The sequence below is a fragment of the Dyella humicola genome, assembly GCF_026283945.1.
Lineage (GTDB): Bacteria > Pseudomonadota > Gammaproteobacteria > Xanthomonadales > Rhodanobacteraceae > Dyella > Dyella humicola.
On the sequence record NZ_JAPDPC010000001.1, the window covers coordinates 674,709 to 694,009 of the forward strand.

The window sequence follows — 19,301 nt, forward strand, 5'->3', positions numbered from 1 at the left end:
AGAGTTATTCCATGCCCAGGATGTGGCGCCATTCGGTGGATTCCACCGGCATCACGGAGAGGCGGTTGCCCTTGCGCACCAGTGCCATCTCGGCCAAGGCCGGTTCTGACTGCAGCTCCTTCAATGGAATCGTGCGCTTGAGCTTCTTCACGAACTTCACCTCTACCAGCGCCCAACGCGGATTGTCGCGCGAACTGGCCGCATCGAAGTATTTGCTCTTGGGGTCAAACTGGCTGGGGTCCGGGTAGGCATCGGTGGCCACTTCGGCAACGCCGACAATGCCTGGCTCGGCGCAATTGGAGTGATAGAAGAACACCTTGTCGCCGACCTGCATGCCATCGCGCATGAAGTTGCGCGCCTGGTAGTTGCGCACGCCGTCCCAGGCTTCCTGGCCCTTGCGCTTCAAATCATCGATGGAAAACGCGTCCGGCTCGGATTTCATCAGCCAGTACTGGGTCTTGGCAGTCATGCGCGGGCTTCTCCATCCTCGCCGGAGGCGTGGCAATCAATCAGTTCGAGATCAGTGGCGATGTAGTCGAGCGGCACGTCCCATGCTTCGGCATCGATCTGCGGCAGTTCCTGGAATGCATAGCCGATGCCGACCAGCAGCGGTTCGGTGGGGCGAACCTGTTCGCGCAGGAAGGCAAAGCCGCGGTCGTAATAACCGCCACCCGTACCCAGGCGATTGCCCTGGCGGTCAAACGCCAGCAACGGCACCAGCACCAGGTCGAGCTGGAACGGCTCCAGCAGTTCCTTTGGCTCGACCGGTTCAGGAATGCCGTAGCGATTGGGTTGCACGTCGTCGCCAGCCTGCCAGGGAGCGAAGCGCAGGCGGTGGTTGGGGCCGATCACCGGCAACAGGAACTGTTGGCCGCGCGTGGCCAGCGGCGGAATGACCAGATTCAGCGGCAGCTCGCCATGGGAGGCCCAGTAACCGGCTACGCGTGCATCCGTGAGGTATTCAGGAAGCTGTTCGAGGCTGCGGCGCAGCCCCTGGGCGGCGGCGATACGCTGGGGCGGCTTGAGCGCGCGGCGCTGTTCAGCCAGTTGCTGGCGTAGTTCGCGTCGCTGGGCGATGGCGTCCATTCGCGTCTCCTGCAAAGCAAGCTCGCGAATCGGCGGCGAGCGGCCCTGAGCCGTACGGCGCCAAACGGCGCCGTACGGATGGGGAATGAGGTGGCGTTAACCGCGATGCCGCTGCCCACCGAACGACCTTGATCCACGATGGATCAGGTGGGAGGGCTTACAAGGTCTCGAGGCTTTCCGCACGCGGCGGACATGCACAACAACCAATGAAAAACCGACCCGGGGCCGTATTTAGGAACAAGGCAAATGTAAGAGTGTGCTGGCGCACAACGCAGAAAACGCCGAGGTCTATTTTAGTTGGGTGTCGAGGGCAGCTTCAAGCTTGCGTCGCAACGCGGCCAATCCTTCAGTCACGCCCTGGTCACTGCCAGTGTGCGTTTTTTTCAGTGCGAGGAACTCGTGCGTGACGCTGATGGCGGCCAATACGGCCAGGCGATCGAAACCAGGTGCCTTGGCGTTGGCACGCAGCTCGCGCATCTTGCGATCGAGGTAGGCTGCTGATTCCAGCAAACCCTCGCGCTCTTCCGGCGAGCAGGCGATCAGGAATTCGCGATCGACAAGTCGCAGTGCGACCGGTTCGTTAGGAGTGCTCACGCTGCTCTCAGCCATTGTTCTCAAGCGCCTTCAGTCGCTGGATCATCGCTTCGACGCGGCTGCGCGCCTGCTCGTTGCGCGCCATCAAGCCTGCGCGTTCGTTCGCCAGCTGTTCCTGGCTATGTCGCAAGCTGCGGTTTTCCTCGGTGAGTCGGCGCACGACGTCGAGCAGGCGATCGAGTTGCTCGCTGATGGCAGCAAGCTCTTGCTTGACGGGATCGGGCTTGACGGTTTCGGGCGCGCTCATGGGCCGAAACTATAGCAGGAGGCCTACCCAAAACAGCAGGCTCCGTACGGTTTCGTGAGGGGCTGCATTAAACTGGCGGCTTGCCCGGAAAGGAGTGACGCCATGAGCGCAAATGAGCCGATTGGCTACGACGAACTGGACGATGCCGTCGTCCGCATGCAGCTGGGTACCGAAGCCAGCGACCTGCATGGTTCGCTATGCGGCTTCCTGGCTGGGGGCGGGCGCGTTGGCAAGCAGCCGCTGATCGAGACCCTGCATGTGGACGCCGAGGGCTTCACGCCTTCGGTGCCGGCCCAGGCCGTGCTCGACCGGCTGGTCAAGCAGACCGAAGCCGAGCTGGCCGATCCCGAACTGGGCTTCGAGCCGCTGTTGCCGGCCGATGATCGTCCGCTGCCGGAACGCGCCGAAGCGCTGGTCGACTGGTGCCGCGGCTTCCTGGGCGGCTTTGGCCTGGCCGGTGCCGAGGCGCACGGCAAGTTGTCGGACGAGGCGGAGGAAATCCTGCGCGATCTGGGCACCATTGCCGCCTCATCGTTCGACTTCGGCGAAGAAGGCGAGGACGAGGACGCGCTGATCGAAGTGCATGAATTCGTCCGTGTGGGCGCCATGCTGTTGTTTGCCGAATGCGCCGGCCGCAACAAGCCCGGCAGCGATACCGTGCATTGAACATCTCGGCCGAGGAATTCACCCGCCGTCGTCGCCAGCTGATGCGCATGGCGGGTGAGGATGCGGTGTTGCTGATTGCGGCTGCACCTGAGCGCGTGCGCAATGCGGACGCCAATTGGCCATACCGCCAGGATTCGGACCTGCACTATCTGTCCGGTTTCCCCGAGCCCGCCGCGGTGCTTGCCTTGCTGCCCGGCCGAAAGCATGGCGAGGCCGTATTGTTCTGCCGCGAACGCGACGAGGAACACGAGCGCTGGCATGGCGAGTCCATCGGCACCGATCGAGCGGTCAGCGAACACGGCATGGACGATGCGTTTCCGATCGACGATATCGACGACATTCTGCCCGGCATGATCGAAGGCAGGGCGCGCGTCTACTGTCATTTCGGGCGCGAGCCGGAGTTCGATGCGCAGCTGCTGGGCTGGATGCGCCGCCTGCGTCAGTTGCGCGGTGGTGGCGTGGTACCCAAGGAGTTCGTGGCACTTGGTCATCTGCTGCACGACTTGCGCCTGTACAAGTCGCGCGGCGAACTGAAGCTGATGCGCAGCTCCGCATCGATTGCCGCCGATGCGCACCTGGCCGCCATGCGCGCCGCCGTTGCCGGCCGGCAAGAATACGAGGTTGAGGCCGAGATCTTGCGCGTGCTGCGCAGCCGCGGCGCGGTGCCAGCGTTTCCGCCCATCGTGGCCGGTGGCGTCAACGCCTGCGTGATGCACTACACCGCCAATCGCGCGTCGTTGCGCGAGGGCGATCTGCTGTTGGTGGATGCGGGTGCGGAAGTGGATTGCTATGCGTCCGATATTTCGCGCACGTTTCCGATCAGCGGTCGCTACAGCCGGGAGCAGCGTGCGCTGTACGAAGTGGTCCTGGCCGCCCAGCTCGCGGCCATCGACGAAGTGTTGCCGGGCCGCCCTTTCAGTGCCGCGCATGAAGTGGCGGTGCGGGTGATCACCGAAGGCCTTTGCGCGCTGGGGCTACTCAAGGGCGATGCGGATAGCGCGATTGCCGAAGGTAGCTACAAGCGTTTCTTTCCCGCCAAGACGGGCCACTGGCTGGGTCTGGATGTCCACGACGTGGGCGACTATCGGGTGGACGGCGAGCCGCGTCTGCTCGAACCGGGCATGGTGGTGACGGTGGAGCCGGGCATCTACGTGCCGCCGGGCGATGCCAGCGTGGCGGAGCGTTGGCGCGGCATCGGCATACGTATCGAGGATGACGTGGCGGTCACGCGTGACGGCAACGACGTGCTTACTGCTGGCGTACCGAAAGACGCCGACGAGATCGAAGCCCTGCTCGCGTCACGCTGAGCAGGGCCGCCATGCGAATCAATGACGCGTATCGCGGGACCGCGCTGCGCTGAGGCGATGTGCTTCATCCGTTGCATCGACCTCGTACCACATGGCGTTGAGTATCGCGAACGCACAGGCGAGCCCAAGGCCAAGTATCCAGGTGAAATACCACATGGCGTCGTCTCCCTATCAGTAAGTGTGGCCAGACTGGCGGATGTGTTCCAGCGTCACGCGCCCGCGCAGGACGTGAAACACCCAGCTGGTGTACGCGATGATGATCGGCATGAAGACGAGGGCGGCGCCCAGCATCAACTCCAAGGTGCCGCGGCTCGATGATGCGTCCCAGACGGTGAGGCTGGAGCGCGGATCGAGACTCGACGGCAACAGGAACGGAAACAGCGCAAAGCCCGCCGACAGAATGGTGCCGGCCACCATCACGCTGCTGCACAGGAAGGCGCCCAGCCCACGTTTTGCCACGCTGAGCTGCACGCCGATCGCGCCGAGCAGCCCAAGCACCGGCGCCGCCCAGAACCACGGGTATTGCAGATAGCTGGCGAACCAGCTGCTGCCACGCGCCACTTCCTTGTACAGCGGGTTGGAAGGGCCATCCGTCACGACCGGCCCCACGATGGCGAAACCCGCCACGCCGTAGGCGAGCCAGATGCCGGCCACGACGTAGAACACAGCATAGGCCAAGGTGGCCCAACGTGCGATACGCGCGGCGCGTTCGGCGATGACATGGTCGGCCTTGTACGCCGCCCAGCAGGCGCCGTGGGCCAGCAGCATGCTCAGCGACACGAGGCCAGCGACCAAGGCAAAGGGATGGAGCAGCTCGAAGAAGCTCCCATGCCAGGTCATGCGCAGATTGCCGTCGAACTGGAACGGCACGCCCAGGAACAGGTTGCCGAACGCCACGCCGGAAATCAGTATCACTACCACGCCAGACAGCACCAGCACCCAGTCCCACACGTTACGCCAGCGCGGGTCGTGGACCTTGCCGCGGAAATTGAAGCCCACCGGCCGCACGATGAAGGCGAGCAGGACCAGGAAAATCGCCAGGTACATGCCGGAGAACGACACGGCGTAGAGCATCGGCCAGGCCGCGAAGGCCGCGCCGCCGCCAAGGATGAACCACACCTGGTTGCCTTCCCAGGTCGGTTCGATGGTTTCCAGCAGCACCAGGCGTTCCTCCTCGGTGCGGGTCAGTACACGCAGCAGCGCCGCGATACCGAAGTCGAAGCCGTCCATGATGGCGAAGCCGATCAGTAGGATGCCGAGCAAGGCCCACCAGATCACCCGCAGGGTTTCGTAGTCGAACATGGCTCGTTCCTCAGGTTTGCACGGGAATGATGGTGGCGGCCGGAGCCGTGGACGGTTGGCCGGGTGGCCATAAGCCGAGTCCATCCGGACCCTTGCGGGCGAACTTCACCATCAGCACCACGTCGATCACCGCCAATGCGGTGTAGAACAGCACAAAGCCGCCGAGTGAAGTCCACACCTGGCCTGTCGTCACGCTGGACACGCCCAGTGCCGTCGGCAAGACGCCTTCGATCGACCAGGGTTGGCGGCCGTATTCGGCGACGATCCAGCCCAGCTCCGCTGCAAGCCACGGCAACGGCAGGCTGCAAAACGCCAGCCGCAGGTACCAGCGGTCCTTGTCGAGCTGGCGCTTGCTGGCCTTCCAGAAGGAGAACGCGAACAGGGCGATGAAGTAGAAGCCGCAGGCGACCATGATGCGAAATGCCCAGAACAGCACCGGCACATTGGGAATCGTGCTGTCGGCGGCCCTCTGGATGTCTTCCGGTGTGGCCTTGCGTGGATCGTCGATGTAGCGCTTGAGCAGCAGCGCGTAGCCCAGATCCTTGTCATGCGCGGCGAGTATCGCCTTGGCCTGCGCGTTGTTGCGGTCCGCGCGCAGCACCAGCATCGCGTCATAAGCGAGGATGCCCTGGTCGATCCTGCTCTTGGCGTCGTCGACCAGATCGTGGATGCCGGGAATCGGTTCGTCGATGGAGTGCGTGCCGATCAAGCCCATCACCCACGGAATGCGCAGTGCAAAGTGAGTGGTGCGATTCTCGATGTCGGGAATACCGAACAAAGTGAATGACGCGGGTGCGGGTTCGGTTTCCCACATGGCCTCGATCGCGGCCATCTTCATCTTCTGGTTTTGGGAGACGGCGTAGCCCGATACGTCGCCCAGCACCACCACCGAAAGCGAGGCGGCAAGGCCAAAGCTTGCCGCCACCGTCATCGAGCGCTTGGCGAAATCCACATTACGTCCGCGCAGCAGATACCAGGCGCTGATCGATAGTACGAACATCGAGCCAAGCACGTAACCGGCGCTCACGGTGTGCACGAACTTCGCCTGCGCCACCGGGTTGAAGAACACCTCGCTGAAGGACGTGACTTCCATGCGCATCGTCTCGGGGTTGAAGGCCGAGCCGACCGGGTTCTGCATCCAGCCGTTGGCGATCAGTATCCAGAGCGCCGAAAGGCTGGTGGCCAAGGCAAGGAACCAGGTCACCAGCAAATGCGTGACGCGCGAAACGCGGTCCCAGCCCACGAAGAACAAGCCGACCAGCGTGGCTTCGAGGAAAAATGCCATCAGTCCTTCGATCGCCAGCGGTGTACCAAACACGTCGCCTACGTAGTGCGCGTAGTAGGCCCAGTTCATGCCGAACTGGAATTCCATGGTGACGCCGGTGGCGACGCCCATGGCGAAGTTGATGCCGAACAGGATGCCCCAGAACTGGGTCATGCGTTTCCACACTTCACGTCCGGTCATCACATAGACGCTCTCCATGATGGCGAGCATCCAGACCAGACCGAGCGTGAGCGGTACGAACAGGAAGTGATAGAGCGCGGTCAACGCAAACTGCATGCGTGAGAGCGTGACGACATCGGCGTCGATGATCATGGGCTGTCTGCGCGTGAGGTGGATGATGCGGCTGCCGGTGCGAGCAGATGCTCGATGGCAGTGGGACGAGTGTCGGGTCGTGCATAAGGCGTCATCGCGACCCACCAGATCAGCGTGAGCAGGACGATCTTGGCGATGACCAGGAGAATCAACTTGCGCGCCAGTTGTCGTAACGGACGACGCTGCCATGCGGCGGTGGCCGGATCTGGTGCAACCGGATCGGCTGATTGCATGGACATGCCCAAGGCTCTCGCTTACCTGGAGCGAGCATACGCAAAGGATGTGAAGGTGTCGTGCGGGGGGATGTCGCAGCGGTGGATGGCCGCAGGGCGTTATGCCTCGTAGGCGTGGTCGCCGCGATGATTTGAGCGTGGTGATCGAGGGAGCGAAAAGCGCGAAAGCCACCCGGCGACTGGCTGATCGCCGGGTGTCACCTGTCAGAGCAGGGCGAAAGCATCCCGGGTCAGGTTTTCGGGCGCGCCGTCGGTGCACACCACGTCGTCCTCGATACGGACGCCACCGTACTGGCGGAAGCGTTCTACCTTCGCCCAATCGATGTCGCTCGCCACTGGCTTGGAGCGCAGTTCGTCGAGCAGCATGTCGATGAAATACAGGCCGGGCTCGATGGTGACCACCATGCCCGGTTCAAGGTCGCGGGTCATGCGCAAATACGGGTGGCCTTCCGGACGCGCAATCGTGCCGCCGAGCTCGTTGTGCTGGAAGCCGGCCACATCGTGCACCTGCAGGCCAATCGGATGACCCAGCCCATGCGGGAAGAATGCCGAGGTGACACCCGACGCCACCGCGCTTTCTGCGCTCATGCGAATGAAGCCGTGCTCGCGCAGTACGTTGGCCAGCACGTGGTGCGCGTGGATATGCAGGTCCGGATAGCCCTGCTTGGCGCGCACTCTGGCAACAAAGCCCCGCTGGGCAGCGTCGACGCTATCCACCAGTGCCTGGAATTCGGCGTGTCCGTAGGCGGCATACGTGCGCGTGATGTCGCTGGCATAGCCGGCGGCGCTGGCGCCCGCGTCGATCAGGAACGAGCAGCTTTGCGCCGGTGCCACGCGATCGAAGTGCGTGTAATGCAGTACGGCGCCATGCTCGTTGAGTCCGACGATGCTGGCATAGGGCAGCTCGGCATCGTTCTGCCGTGCCGCTGCGAGGTAGGCCATGTGGATGCCGAACTCGCTTTCGCCCGCACGGAAGGCCTGCTCGGCCGCGCGATGGGCCCGCGCGCCGATACGGCTCGCTTCGCGCATCAGTTCAAGCTCATAAGGCGTCTTGTACGAGCGATGCCAGTGCAGGTAACTCAACACGCATTGCGGGTTGTTCGCCTCGGCGCCCGGTACGGCGGGACACTCTGGCCCGAGGATGGCGCGACGCGTATCGACGCCCGGCAGCTGCGCGACAGCGTCGGTCGCGTTGCGGACGATGACGATATCGAAATGCTCCACCCAATAACCGTGCGGCGCGTCCGGCACGACGTGCCAGTAATCGCGCGGCTGCAGAAAGATCAGCTTGGGCCTGTGGCCCGGCGTATAGACGATCCAGCTGCCCGGCGCGTCGGTCAACGGCAGCCAGTGGCGAAAATGCGGATTGGTGACGAACGGATAGTCCTGGTCGTCCAGAAACTTGCGCAGCGGCGTGCTTGCGGCGATCACCAGATGGTCATACCCGCCTATGGAAAGCGCCTTGTCCGCACGGGCGCGCAGCGTGGCCAGGTGCTGGGAATAGAGCGGGGCGAGGCGATCGTGCATGGGGACTCCTGAGTGTTTTGCCTGCGGCGCAAGCGACCGTGCAGGTGTGTTTGGGACGCGTGTAGGTGTCGCGGGGACGCGCTACATGATCGCGCGGCAGGGGCAAGCGTGCCAGTCGCCTGGGTTCCCTGTTGGCTTTCCCTTTTGCTTGTCACGGCGTCAGCATCCAGCAGCAGCTTGGCTGGTCACGCTGGACAATCTTACGGAGTGCTTGTGGTGCCTCACCGTCATCCCCGCGGAAGCGGGACAAGCGCGAAGCGCGCAGAACGCCCGTAGGGCGGCCCCGAAGGGGCGAGCGCAGCGAGTCATCCAGTGCCTTTCGCTCCTTATTAGCGCTTCCGCGACCTGGCTCGCCTGCCGCGGGCTTCCGCTGCCCTGCCGGGCAGCGGGTTACTTCTCTTTGCGTGGCCAAAGAGAAGTAACCAAGAGAAAGGCCACCCCGATGGCGCGCCTTGCGGGCTGCGCCCTCCAGATGCGCGGGTGGGTTACGGAGGTTTGTCGACAGGGCCTCCTGCCCTGACGACAAACTGGCCGGCATCCCTGCCGGCCACCCTGCGGGCTTTTTCCTCCACCCACCCGCCGCGCCATAGGGGACCCGGAGAGCAGAAGAACAACCCCCAAAGCCAAAGCCAAAGGCAAAGGCAAAGCGAAAACAAAAACAAAAGCGAAAACGAAAGCCAAGCAACCGCGATGAGCAGCGCAACGCGCTGCTCGAGCCTTAGGCTCGGGCTTTTGACGTGTGGACCCCTGTGCGGCGGTGAGGGGCGGACGATCAGGCCCCGCAGGGGGCGTCGGCAGGGATGCCGATGCCTTTTCGTCAGGGCAGGAGCCCTGTCGAAAAGCCCGGCCGACCCTCACGGACTTGCCGAGCTGAAAGCTCGGCAAGCGCCAAGCGGGGTGCCTTTTCTCTTGGTTACTTCTCTTTACTCCGGGCATCCTGCCCTCCGCCCTTCGGGCCGGCTTCGCCGTTCGCGCGTGCTCCTGCACGCGCGTGGGCAAGCAAAGAGAAGTAACCCGGCCTCCGGCAGGAGGACGGAAGCCCGCCGCAGGCGAGCCCGGTTGCGGTCAACTTGGATCAAAAGCGAAGGGCGCTGGATGAGTGTTACGGCCGTCCCGCGCGCTGCGCGGTCACCCTCCATCGCATGGATGAGGAAAGCCGCAAGGCAAAACCTCAATTGTGCCCAGGCAACTCCAACCACGCGTCCAGCAAAGCCGCATCCGAGTCCCCAATGGCCACGATGCGATAGCCAGCCCAAACCTGGCCCGGGCTGGCCGCTGCCTCCTGCCACTGCTCCTGGATGCCCACCTCGATGGTCTGCGGTGAACTGCCCAGGCCGGGCAGGGAAAGATTGACCTGATAGATAGCTTCGCTGCGTGGCGGATGGGGGCTGATCAGCAGCATGCCGTTGGCTGACAGGTTGCCCAGATGCCCGATGGACTGGCCGCTGATGACGTCGGTCACCAGGGCGGTGAAGTTGGCCCGCTTGCGCAGCGCCCGGCGCTGGTCGATGGAGGTGATGTTCTCGCTCACGTCGCTCATGCTCCCTCGCGCTGCGCGCCCGCAAGGGGCTTGGTTACCTGTCGAAGGTGGCTGGTCAGGGCCTGCCAGGCTCGATCCAGCAGGTTTTCGCGGACGGGCGCCATTTCTCGGGCGCGACCGCAGGCCATTTCATGCGCCAGATGCTCCAGGCTCATTTCCTCACCGCGCATGCCGCGTCGAGTCACGAACAGGCTGTTGCCGGATACCGGCGAGTACCACGCCAGTTTGCGTTGGGTGACTTGTCCGTTGGCAGGGTCGATGAACTCGAACCAGCTGCCGAACGGGAGCTGGCGCAGGCGGTTGTGGATGCGTTGCGTCTGCGGCTCCAGTGGGGCCGCGGGGCGCGCGACCGGTTCGGGCGCAGGGGTCGGTTCGGCCGCGGCATGCTCGCCCAGTCGCTGGTGCTGTTTCAGCTTGAGCGCGAGCTCGGTCGTCGTAGCGGTTTCGCTGGTAACCGGTGTGTTGTGGGGGATGCCCAGCAGGCGTTGTGCCACCTGGACGGCTTCCTCGGCATGCATGCCGATTTGCTGCAGCCCGGATTCCACTTCTGCCTGCAGCAGGCTGGGGTCGGTGACGGCCTGCTGTCCCAGCAATTGATCGGTGATACGCAGCCGCATGGCAAAGGCTTCGCTGTCTTCGCCATGACGCAGCAGGGTCAGCGCCAATACATCGGACCAGGCCCTTTCCAGCAGCGTGCGCAACAGGCCGCGGGGATTGCAGCGCTCGAATCGTTCGGACATCAATTCCGCGGCACGATGGCGTGCCTGCTCCAGGCGCTCGCGGCCCTGCATGGCTTCCACCTGGCGACGCTCGGCGATCTGCGCCTTGCGGTTCAGCAGGCTCAGATGGTGCTCGATGTCGGCCATCAGGCTGGTATATAGGCCGGTGCTGGGCGGCTCGCGGCGGGCGCGCTCGACCAACTGGGTGAGCTTGGCCGAGAGCGAGCGATCGGAATCACCTTCGGGGCCATCCAGCCAGTCGTTGGCGGCTTCGGCCACCATGCTCAGCAACTTGCGCGCCGGGTGTTCGCGCTGGTTGAAGAACCCCTGGTCGGCCACGGCCATGCGCAGCAGCGGCAGCTGCAGGTCTCCCAACAGCGAGTGCGCGTTGCCACCGCTTTGCATCTGCTGGCCAAGCTGTTCGAACAGCATCGACACGAGCTCCACCGTGTCGCCTTGTTCGTCACTCAGGTGCATCTGGCTGGCGCCGGCCGGCCTGCCGGCGTTGAGTTGGGTAAGCAGCTCTTCACGCAGGGCCTTGGCGCTATGCAGCTCGCGGGTGGCGTGGTCGGTCACATCAGAGACGTGCAGCTGCAAGGCGTCCAGCGCGAGTTGCAATTCTTCCGGCGAGGCGGCGCGCCCTCCGCTCTGATAATTCAGGGCACCCTGGCCGGCGCGATGCTGCGCCAGCATTTCGCGGAGGTTATCGAGCACCGCAATGCTGTCAGTGCGTGCCGCGGTTGCGTTCGGCGGGGGCGTCGACGGCGCCGGTTGATTCCGCGCCAAGGCGTTCGGCGCCTGCTCTGCGAACGGTCCGCGCTGTCGTTCCAGCTGGATGCGCGGCGCGGTGGGGAACGCACGCAACTGGGGCAGGATGCCATCGCTGCGCAGGTGCTCGTTGACCGTTTCATAGATCGAGGGCAGTGACTGCACGACGGCGTTGTCAAAACTCTGCAGCATCAACAATCGGTGTTCGACGGGCAGGTCCATCGAGGCGCTCGCGTCACGGAACGCACATGACAGTGCCTGCGGACCCAGCGGCAGGACTTCGCCCTCCAGCGGTGGCTGGCCGACCAGCACCGCAAAGCGATAACCCAGCTCGAACAGCAAGGTGCCGTTGCGCGCCTCGCCTCGAGCGACCATTTTGTTGAGTGCCACGGTCTGCTCGTGCTCGGTCTGGTCGAGCAGGGCCAGCGGGCGGCGCAGCGCATCGGGCTCTTCTTCCGCCACAGCTGGCGCACCAAGCCTGCTGAAGCTGGTGCGCACGCCCTGCATGAAGCGCCGCTCCAGCGCAACGCGCTGCTGTTGCAGTTGCTGGCGACTGAAGAGATGTTGCTGCTGCTCGAGATGATTGCGCGAGCGCTCGGCCAGCCCATAAAGGCGCTGCTCGATATCCCCCAGGCACAGGCGCACAGGCGACTCCAGCCAGCTTGCGCAAAGTGCGTGTGTTTCCTCGATCAGACGTCGCGCACGCGGCGGCCAGCCCGCATTGTCAGGACGGGCGTCCTGATCGGCTGCAAACGGCTGACGTCGACCCTGCTGTTCGACATCCATGATTAACCCTGTTTCAGACTCCCCCCGGAGCCCGGAGTTTATGCTGGTTGCGGCGCTGCCGCCATCGGCTGGACGGGCGATCTCGTTAGTCGAGGAAGCCGCCGATCACATCATTGAGAAAACGTTGGCCCAAAGGGGTGGTGTGCAAGAGGTCCGGGTCGTCGGTGAGCCAGCCGCGCTCGCGGGCCGCAGCCAGGGCCGGGCCGATCCGCTCGGCCGGCAGGCCGGTGCGCTCGGCAAAGTCGGCCAGGGGCACGCCTTCGATCAGGCGCAAGGCATTGAGCATGTACTCGAAGGGCAGCTCCTCGGCGTCGACCTGGTTGTCGCCGCCGATGCGCTCAATGCCGCCAGGGGCCGCCAGATAGGCGTTGGGGTGACGGGTCTTCCAGCGCCGGCGCACGGCGCCCGCGTCGGGGTCGCTGAGCTTGCCATGGGCGCCTGCGCCGATGCCCAGGTAGTCCCCGAAGCGCCAATAGTTGAGGTTGTGCGCGCAGTGCCGGCCGGACTGCGCATAGGCGGATATCTCGTATTGGCTATAGCCAGCGTCCGCCAATTGCTGTTCGCAGGCCTCCTGCATGGCCCAGGCGTGGTCGTCATCAGGCAGCGGCGGCGGGTTCGCGGCGAACGCGGTATTCGGTTCCAGGGTCAGCTGGTAGTGCGAGATATGCGTGGGCCGCAGCGCGATGGCGCGCGCGACGTCGTCCAGCGCACCTGCCTGTGCCTGCTGGGGCAGTGCATACATCAGGTCCAGGTTGATATTGGCGTAGCCGGCGTCCTGGGCGGACTTCACGGCCGCTTCCGCCTCGCTGGCGGAGTGGATGCGGCCGAGCCGGCGCAGCTTGTCGTCGTCAAAACTCTGGATGCCGAAGGAAAGGCGATTGACGCCCGCGGCCAGATAGCCGTCGAAACGGCCGTGTTCGACCGTGCCCGGGTTGGTCTCCAGGGTGATCTCTGCATCCGCCGCCAGCGCCAGGCGCGAGCGCACGCCGTCGAGGAAGCGGTCGATCAGTTCCGGCGCGAACAGGCTGGGCGTGCCGCCGCCGAAGAAGATGCTTTGTATCGTTCGCCCATGGGCAGCTGCGCCAAAGTCCCGCAGGTCGGCATCGAGATCCGCCAGCAGCACATCCACATAAGCGGCATACGGCGGCGGCTCGTTACGCAGGCCGTGCGAATTGAAATCGCAGTAAGGGCACTTCTTCACGCACCACGGCATGTGGACGTACAGCGATAGCGGTGGCGCGATCAGGGGCATGAGGTCAGAGGTGCCGTGCGTTCAGGCGTGCGCGCAACTGGATCAGCGCCTGGGCACGGTGACTGATGCGGTTTTTCAGCGCTGGTGCCAGTTCGGCGGCGCTGACATCCTGGCCGTCCGGCAGGAATAGCGGGTCATAGCCAAAGCCGTGGCTGCCACGCTGCTCGGTCAATACCCGGCCGTACCAGCGACCTTCGGCGATCAGTGGCGACGGGTCGTCGGCGTGCTGCAGCAGCACCAGCACGCAGATGAAGAAGGCGCCGCGTTGTTCGGTGGTCAAGCCGTCCAGCTCGCGCAGCAGCTTGGCGTTGTTGGCCGCGTTGTCGCCGTGGCGGCCGGCGTAGCGTGCCGAATACAGCCCGGGCGCACCGCGCAAATGATCGACGCAAAGCCCCGAATCGTCGGCCAGCGCTGGCAGACCACTGATGCGTGATGCGTGGCGCGCCTTCAACAACGCGTTCTCCACGAAGCTGAGACCGGTTTCTTCGACGTCCTCCACATCGTACGCCGACTGGGCGAGGAAACTGCGCTCGCTGTCGGCGAGCAGGTCGTTGAACTCGGCCAGTTTGCCGGGATTGCTGCTGGCTATGACGATGCGGGACATGTGTGGTTTTCCAGCCTGGATCAGCTCAGTTCCAGCGCGGCGCGCTGGGCGGCGACAAGTTCGCCGATGCCCTTCTCGGCGAGGCCGAGCAAGGCATCCATCTCATCGCGGCGGAACGCATGGCCTTCGGCCGTCCCTTGCACCTCGATGAAACCACCACCGTCGTTCATCACGACGTTCATGTCGGTATCGCAGTTGGAGTCTTCGGCGTAGTCGAGATCCAGCACGGGCACCCCCTGGTAAATGCCTACCGAAACGGCGGCCACGGCGCCAATCACAGGGTTGCGTCGAAGGTTCTCGCGCTTCATCAGCAGCGTTACCGCATCCACCAAGGCCACATAGGCGCCGGTAATGGCGGCCGTGCGGGTGCCGCCATCGGCCTGTATCACATCGCAATCGAGGGTAATGACACGCTCGCCCAAGGCCTGGCGATCCACGCAGGCGCGCAGGCTGCGGCCGATCAGGCGCTGGATCTCCATGGTGCGGCCACCTTGCCCACCGCGCGCGGCTTCGCGTTGCATACGGGTATTGGTGGCGCGCGGCAGCATGCCGTATTCGGCCGTGACCCAGCCCTCGCCCTTGCCGCGCAGCCACGGTGGCACGCGGTCTTCGATGCTGGCGGTGCAAAGCACGCGGGTGTCGCCAAAGCTGATCAACACCGAGCCTTCGGCGTGGCGTGTGAAGTGGCGTTCGATGGTGATGGTGCGCAGCTGGTCGTTGGCGCGACCGTTAGGGCGGCTTTGGGAGCTCATGGGGCGTATGGCCTTAAGAATTGGGCAAGGCAGGGCGGGAGAGTTTACCATTGCGCCTTTCCAGACATCCGCAGGCTCTCCATGATCCGCAGCATGACGGCTTACGCCTCCGCCGAGACGACCGGCCCCGCCGGCACGCTCAGCTGCGAATTGCGCACGGTCAATCACCGTTATCTTGAGCTTAGCCCCCGCCTTCCCGACGAATTGCGCGTGTTCGAGTCCGCCTTGCGCGAGCGCATCGGTGCGCGCCTTTCACGCGGCAAGGTGGATATCACGGTGCGCTTGCGTGGTGAGGCCCGCGGTGAATCGCTGCAGGTCAATGCAGCTGTGCTGGCGCGGCTGTCCGAGCTGGCGCTGGATATGGAGGCCAGCTTCCCTCGCATGAAGATCGAGTTCACCGAATTGCTGCGCTTTCCCGGCGTACTGCAGCAAGCCGAGGTGGAGCCTGAAATGTTGCAGGGCGCCTTGCTCGACGTGCTCGAGCGCGCGCTCGACGCGCTTACCGCAACGCGCGAGCGGGAAGGCAGCAAGCTGGCCGAGCTGCTGAAGGACCGCCTCGACGCCATCGAGCGCATCGTGGCGGATGTGCGCACCTGGATGCCACAGATCCGCGAAGGCCTGCGCGCACGTTTGGAGTCGCGCCTGGCAGACATCAAGCAGCCGGCCGACCCGGGCCGACTCGAGCAGGAACTCGTGCTGCAGATCACGCGCACCGATGTGGACGAGGAGCTCGATCGCCTCAGCACGCACATTTCCGAAACGCGCCGCGTGCTCGGCATGCAAGAGCCGGTGGGTCGCCGACTGGATTTCCTCATGCAGGAGTTCAATCGCGAAGCGAACACGCTCGGCTCCAAGTCGATCGATTCGCGCAGCACCAATGCCGCCGTTGAGCTGAAGGTACTGATCGAGCAGATGCGCGAGCAGGTGCAGAACATCGAATGAGCACGAGCATACCCGCCCTGGCGACCTCCGAAGGCACCTTGTTCGTGGTGGCTGCGCCGTCGGGTGCGGGCAAGTCAACCCTGGTCAATGCGCTGCTTGAGCGTGAGCCCGCGATTTCGCTGTCGATCTCCCACACCACGCGCCCGCCGCGTCCTGGCGAGTTGTACGGCCGGCACTACTATTTCGTCGAGCGCGTGGCGTTTGAGCGAGAGGTCGCTGAAGGCATCTTCCTGGAACATGCCGAAGTGCACGGCAACCTGTATGGCACCTCGCGCACCACGGTGTCCGAGCTGTTGGAGCAGGGCCGCGACGTGTTGTTGGAGATCGATTGGCAGGGTGCGCGACAGATCCGCCAGAGCAAGCCCGATTGCGTCAGCGTATTCATCCTGCCGCCTTCGCGGGCCGAGCTGGAGCGCCGATTGCGCGGCCGCGGCTCCGACAGTGCCGAAGTCATCGCGCGCCGGCTGGACAACTCGCGGGAGGAAATCGCCCACGCCCACGAGTTCGACTACGTTATCGTCAATGATCGCTTCGAGGACGCCCTGGCCGACCTGCAGGCCATCGTGCACGCGGTACGTCTGCGCACCTCGCTGCAATGGCAGCGCCACGAAGCACTGATCGCGGAGCTACTGGCGTAAGGCTAATCTGACGGTAGCTGGGGCAGGTCCGAGGTCCGATCAGATGGCCGTCATGCCAGCCTTGGCTGGGATGACGGAAAGCCGGTGGCATGAATCCTCAAATCCTTGTTTCGTTAGCGGAAGCTGAGCGCCTCGACGATCGGCGCATGGTCTTCAAACCCTTATTCAGCTAACGTGGCGGCTTTCCTCGCGCAGCCTCGCCCATGACCGACTCCGTTAGTGCCAAGCCCGAAGACAGCGCCCTGGTGCGCGTCCGTGGCCTGACCACGGTGCTCAGTGGCAAGAAAGTCTTCGATGCGCTGGATATGGACATCCCACGCGGCAAGATCACCGCCATCATGGGGCCCAGCGGTACCGGCAAGACCACCTTGCTCAAGCACATCACCGGCCAGATGCGTGGCGACGCGGGCGAGGTGATGGTGGATGGACAGAGCGTGTCCAAGCTGTCGCGCGACAAGCTGTTCGAGCTGCGTGAGCGCATCGGTTATCTGTTCCAGAATTCAGCGCTGCTCACCGATTTCGACGTGTTCGAGAACGTGGCGTTTCCGCTGCGCCAGCACACCCAGCTGCCGGAAGTGCTGATCCGCAACATCGTGCTGACCAAGCTGCAGGCCGTGGGCCTGCGCGGCGCCGCCGGACTGATGCCGACCGAGCTTTCCGGTGGTATGGCGCGTCGCGTGGCGTTGGCGCGCGCGATCGTGTTCGACCCCATGCTCATCCTGTATGACGAGCCTTTTGTCGGCCTCGATCCAATTGCGCTGAACCAGGTGCTCAAGCTGATCCGCACGCTCAACCAGACCCTTGGTATTACCAGTGTGCTGGTGGCGCATGAGCTGGAGGCCATCAAGCAGGTAGCCGATCACATTTATCTCATTGCCAACGGCAAGGTCGTTGCGCAGGGCGATCCGAAGACGATTGCCAACGACGGTTCGCCGTGGACGCGGCAGTTCTTCGGTGGCGAGGCCGATGGCCCGGTGCCGTTCCAGTATCCGGCCGGCGACCTCGCCGAGTCGCTCGGATTTCCAGGGAGGGGCGCATGAGTGTGCCGATGAGTCGCGACAACATCGTGTTGCGCTCGCTGTCGCAGATCGGCGATTGCGGCCTGTTCCTGCTGCGGATCCTAGCCTCCGTTCCGCGCAGCCTGCGCCACATACGCGAGACCGTGCGACAGCTGTGGTTTGTCGGCGCGATGAGCCTGATCATCATCATGGTCTGCGGCCTGTTCGTCGGCATGGTGTTGGGGCTGCAGCTGTATGACGTGCTGTCGATCTTCGGTGGCACGTCGGCCACCGGCACGGTGGTGGCGATCGCGATCTATCGCGAGCTTGGTCCGGTGGTGACGGCGCTGCTGTTTGCCGGGCGCGCGGGTACCTCGGTCACCGCCGAGATCGGCCTGATGCGCGCCACCGACCAGATCGCCGCGATGGAAATGATGGCGGTCGATCCGATCGCTTATGTGATTGTTCCCCGCTTCCTGGCTGGCGTGATCGCCATGCCCCTGCTGTGCTGTGTGTTCTGCGCGCTGGGCATTTTTGGCGGCCACCTGGTCGGCGTGAGCTGGCTGGGCATCGACAACGGCACGTTCTGGTCGAACATGACGGCGACCGTCGACCTGGTGAAGGACGTGATCAACGGTGTGGTGTGGAAGAGCGTGGTATTCGGCACCGTGGTGTCGCTGATCGCGGTGTTCCAGGGCTACACGACGCCGCCGACCAGCGAGGGTGTGGCCTATGCCACGACCCGCACCGTGGTGGCGTCCTCGATCGCGATCCTGGCGCTCGATTTCGTACTGACCGCGTTTTTGATGTGACCGGCCTGATGACGAGCGCCAACGTGAAAACCGTAACCCTCCCTATTCGATTGAGGATTGTGCCGTGAGCCAGAGACCCTCTTATGCCGTCGGCACCGGCCTGTTCATCGTGCTTGGCTTTGCCGCATTGGGCTATCTCGCCACCCAGACCACCTCGGTAGCGAACAGCAGCCGAGGGCCGAGCTATACGGTCGACGCGCACTTCGCAAACATCGGGCAGCTCAAGGAGCGTGCGCCGGTCAAGGTGGCTGGCGTGCGCATCGGCCAGGTGCAGTCGATCGCGCTCGATCCGGGCAAGGAGACGGCCAATGTGAAGCTCGCTATCGATAATCGCTATAGCCAGATTCCCGACGATTCGATCGCGACCATCTTCACCAGCGGCCTGCTGGGCGACCAGTACGTGGGCATCCAGTACGGCAGCTCCAAGAAGACCGTTTCCGACGGCAGCACGCTGGCGCTCACGCGACCGGCACAGCAGCTGGAAGAGATGCTCGGCAAGTTCTTCGGCGCCGGTGGTTCGGCGGACAATTTGTCCGGCAGCTTTCTGGTCAAGGCTCGATTCACCAATGTGGGTGCGCTTTCCGCGGGTGCTCCGGTGAAGATGGCTGGCGTGGCCATTGGCAGCGTGCAGTCGGTGAAGGCCGACCCGATCAAGCTCGATGCGGAAGTGACGCTGGCCATCGACAAGCGCTACGACCAGATTCCTGACGATTCGGCCGCGGCCGTGTTTACCAGTGGGCTGATCGGCACCCAGTTCGTCGCGATTCAGCCTGGCGGTTCACCCGATATGCTGAAGAATGGCGACGAAATGGTACTTACCCAGTCGGCGCTGCAGATCGAGGATCTTATCGGCAAGTTCCTGGTCAGTGGTTCGTCCAGCGACAAAAAGAGCCCCGACGCCGGCAAGCCCGACTCTGGCAACAAGCATTGA

At 64.0% G+C, this 19,301-nt stretch carries 21 protein-coding genes and 1 other RNA gene; 7 read left to right on the plus strand and 15 right to left on the minus strand.

Going from position 1 to position 19,301, the window contains the following annotated elements; translation table 11 throughout:
• Positions 1 to 4 precede the first annotated feature (4 nt).
• From OUZ30_RS02855 to OUZ30_RS02875, 5 genes are all read right to left on the minus strand, one after another.
• Positions 5 to 469 carry an EVE domain-containing protein gene (locus tag OUZ30_RS02855; protein WP_266180658.1) on the minus strand — a complete coding sequence of 155 codons (465 nt, stop codon included), beginning with the start codon at positions 467 to 469 and terminating at the stop codon, positions 5 to 7.
• Complete coding sequence (locus tag OUZ30_RS02860) at positions 466 to 1,086, minus strand: 5-formyltetrahydrofolate cyclo-ligase (protein ID WP_266180659.1); 621 nt, start codon at positions 1,084 to 1,086, stop codon at positions 466 to 468. Before OUZ30_RS02860 ends, OUZ30_RS02855 begins: the two co-directional genes overlap by 4 nt.
• Positions 1,087 to 1,179: 93 nt before the next feature.
• Positions 1,180 to 1,367, minus strand: a non-coding RNA gene (ssrS, locus tag OUZ30_RS02865) — 6S RNA.
• Positions 1,368 to 1,374: 7 nt separating this feature from the next.
• Positions 1,375 to 1,695 carry a cell division protein ZapA gene (locus tag OUZ30_RS02870; protein ID WP_266152265.1) on the minus strand — a complete coding sequence of 107 codons (321 nt, stop codon included), beginning with the start codon at positions 1,693 to 1,695 and terminating at the stop codon, positions 1,375 to 1,377.
• Positions 1,688 to 1,927: a TIGR02449 family protein gene (locus OUZ30_RS02875; RefSeq protein ID WP_266180660.1), complete on the minus strand. Its 240-nt coding sequence runs from the start codon at positions 1,925 to 1,927 to the stop codon at positions 1,688 to 1,690. Before OUZ30_RS02875 ends, OUZ30_RS02870 begins: the two co-directional genes overlap by 8 nt.
• Positions 1,928 to 2,029: 102 nt before the next feature.
• On the opposite strand from OUZ30_RS02875, the gene OUZ30_RS02880 reads away from it, so the two are divergent.
• Both OUZ30_RS02880 and OUZ30_RS02885 read left to right on the plus strand, forming a co-directional pair.
• Entirely contained in the window at positions 2,030 to 2,593 is a 564-nt protein-coding gene (locus OUZ30_RS02880) for a UPF0149 family protein (protein WP_266180661.1), read from the plus strand.
• Positions 2,551 to 3,900 carry an aminopeptidase P N-terminal domain-containing protein gene (locus tag OUZ30_RS02885; protein WP_266180662.1) on the plus strand — a complete coding sequence of 450 codons (1,350 nt, stop codon included), beginning with the start codon at positions 2,551 to 2,553 and terminating at the stop codon, positions 3,898 to 3,900. The genes OUZ30_RS02880 and OUZ30_RS02885 overlap by 43 nt, the downstream gene beginning before the upstream one ends.
• A gap of 18 nt (positions 3,901 to 3,918) precedes the next feature.
• Here OUZ30_RS02885 and cydX read toward each other — a convergent pair whose 3' ends face one another.
• The 10 genes from cydX to rph all read right to left on the minus strand — a co-directional run bounded on the left by cydX (position 3,919) and on the right by rph (position 14,980).
• Positions 3,919 to 4,056 (minus strand): cytochrome bd-I oxidase subunit CydX, encoded by a 138-nt coding sequence (cydX, locus tag OUZ30_RS02890; RefSeq protein ID WP_266180664.1) that lies wholly within the window; start codon positions 4,054 to 4,056, stop codon positions 3,919 to 3,921.
• A gap of 15 nt (positions 4,057 to 4,071) precedes the next feature.
• Positions 4,072 to 5,202 carry a cytochrome d ubiquinol oxidase subunit II gene (gene cydB, locus OUZ30_RS02895; RefSeq protein WP_266180665.1) on the minus strand — a complete coding sequence of 377 codons (1,131 nt, stop codon included), beginning with the start codon at positions 5,200 to 5,202 and terminating at the stop codon, positions 4,072 to 4,074.
• Positions 5,203 to 5,212: 10 nt separating this feature from the next.
• Entirely contained in the window at positions 5,213 to 6,799 is a 1,587-nt protein-coding gene (locus OUZ30_RS02900) for a cytochrome ubiquinol oxidase subunit I (protein WP_266180667.1), read from the minus strand.
• Complete coding sequence (gene cydP / locus OUZ30_RS02905) at positions 6,796 to 7,038, minus strand: cytochrome oxidase putative small subunit CydP (protein WP_266180668.1); 243 nt, start codon at positions 7,036 to 7,038, stop codon at positions 6,796 to 6,798. The genes OUZ30_RS02900 and cydP overlap by 4 nt, the downstream gene beginning before the upstream one ends.
• Before the next feature lie 198 nt (positions 7,039 to 7,236).
• Complete coding sequence (pepQ, locus tag OUZ30_RS02910) at positions 7,237 to 8,559, minus strand: Xaa-Pro dipeptidase (RefSeq protein ID WP_266180669.1); 1,323 nt, start codon at positions 8,557 to 8,559, stop codon at positions 7,237 to 7,239.
• Between the two features lie 1,171 nt (positions 8,560 to 9,730).
• Positions 9,731 to 10,099, minus strand: coding sequence for a PilZ domain-containing protein (locus tag OUZ30_RS02915; RefSeq protein WP_266180670.1), 369 nt, complete (start codon positions 10,097 to 10,099; stop codon positions 9,731 to 9,733).
• Positions 10,096 to 12,372 (minus strand): DUF1631 family protein, encoded by a 2,277-nt coding sequence (locus tag OUZ30_RS02920; RefSeq protein ID WP_266180671.1) that lies wholly within the window; start codon positions 12,370 to 12,372, stop codon positions 10,096 to 10,098. The genes OUZ30_RS02915 and OUZ30_RS02920 overlap by 4 nt, the downstream gene beginning before the upstream one ends.
• An 85-nt stretch (positions 12,373 to 12,457) precedes the next feature.
• Positions 12,458 to 13,624: a radical SAM family heme chaperone HemW gene (gene hemW, locus OUZ30_RS02925; protein WP_266180672.1), complete on the minus strand. Its 1,167-nt coding sequence runs from the start codon at positions 13,622 to 13,624 to the stop codon at positions 12,458 to 12,460.
• A 4-nt stretch (positions 13,625 to 13,628) separates the two neighbouring features.
• Positions 13,629 to 14,228: an RdgB/HAM1 family non-canonical purine NTP pyrophosphatase gene (gene rdgB / locus OUZ30_RS02930; RefSeq protein ID WP_266180673.1), complete on the minus strand. Its 600-nt coding sequence runs from the start codon at positions 14,226 to 14,228 to the stop codon at positions 13,629 to 13,631.
• Positions 14,229 to 14,248: 20 nt separating this feature from the next.
• On the minus strand, positions 14,249 to 14,980 hold the full coding sequence (rph, locus tag OUZ30_RS02935; protein WP_266180674.1) for a ribonuclease PH: 732 nt from the start codon (positions 14,978 to 14,980) through the stop codon (positions 14,249 to 14,251).
• An 81-nt stretch (positions 14,981 to 15,061) separates the two neighbouring features.
• Between rph and OUZ30_RS02940 the strand changes: the two genes are divergently transcribed.
• From OUZ30_RS02940 to mlaD, 5 genes are all read left to right on the plus strand, one after another.
• A complete protein-coding gene (locus OUZ30_RS02940; RefSeq protein WP_266180675.1) occupies positions 15,062 to 15,922 on the plus strand; it encodes a YicC/YloC family endoribonuclease in 861 nt (286 codons plus the stop codon).
• The gene (gmk, locus tag OUZ30_RS02945) at positions 15,919 to 16,560 is read left to right on the plus strand and encodes a guanylate kinase (RefSeq protein WP_266180677.1); all 642 of its coding nucleotides are present in this window, start codon (positions 15,919 to 15,921) and stop codon (positions 16,558 to 16,560) included. The genes OUZ30_RS02940 and gmk overlap by 4 nt, the downstream gene beginning before the upstream one ends.
• Positions 16,561 to 16,763: 203 nt before the next feature.
• Positions 16,764 to 17,600 carry an ABC transporter ATP-binding protein gene (locus tag OUZ30_RS02950; RefSeq protein WP_266180678.1) on the plus strand — a complete coding sequence of 279 codons (837 nt, stop codon included), beginning with the start codon at positions 16,764 to 16,766 and terminating at the stop codon, positions 17,598 to 17,600.
• Positions 17,597 to 18,370, plus strand: coding sequence for a lipid asymmetry maintenance ABC transporter permease subunit MlaE (gene mlaE, locus OUZ30_RS02955; protein ID WP_266180679.1), 774 nt, complete (start codon positions 17,597 to 17,599; stop codon positions 18,368 to 18,370). The genes OUZ30_RS02950 and mlaE overlap by 4 nt, the downstream gene beginning before the upstream one ends.
• 64 nt (positions 18,371 to 18,434) lie before the next feature.
• A complete protein-coding gene (gene mlaD / locus OUZ30_RS02960; protein ID WP_266180680.1) occupies positions 18,435 to 19,301 on the plus strand; it encodes an outer membrane lipid asymmetry maintenance protein MlaD in 867 nt (288 codons plus the stop codon).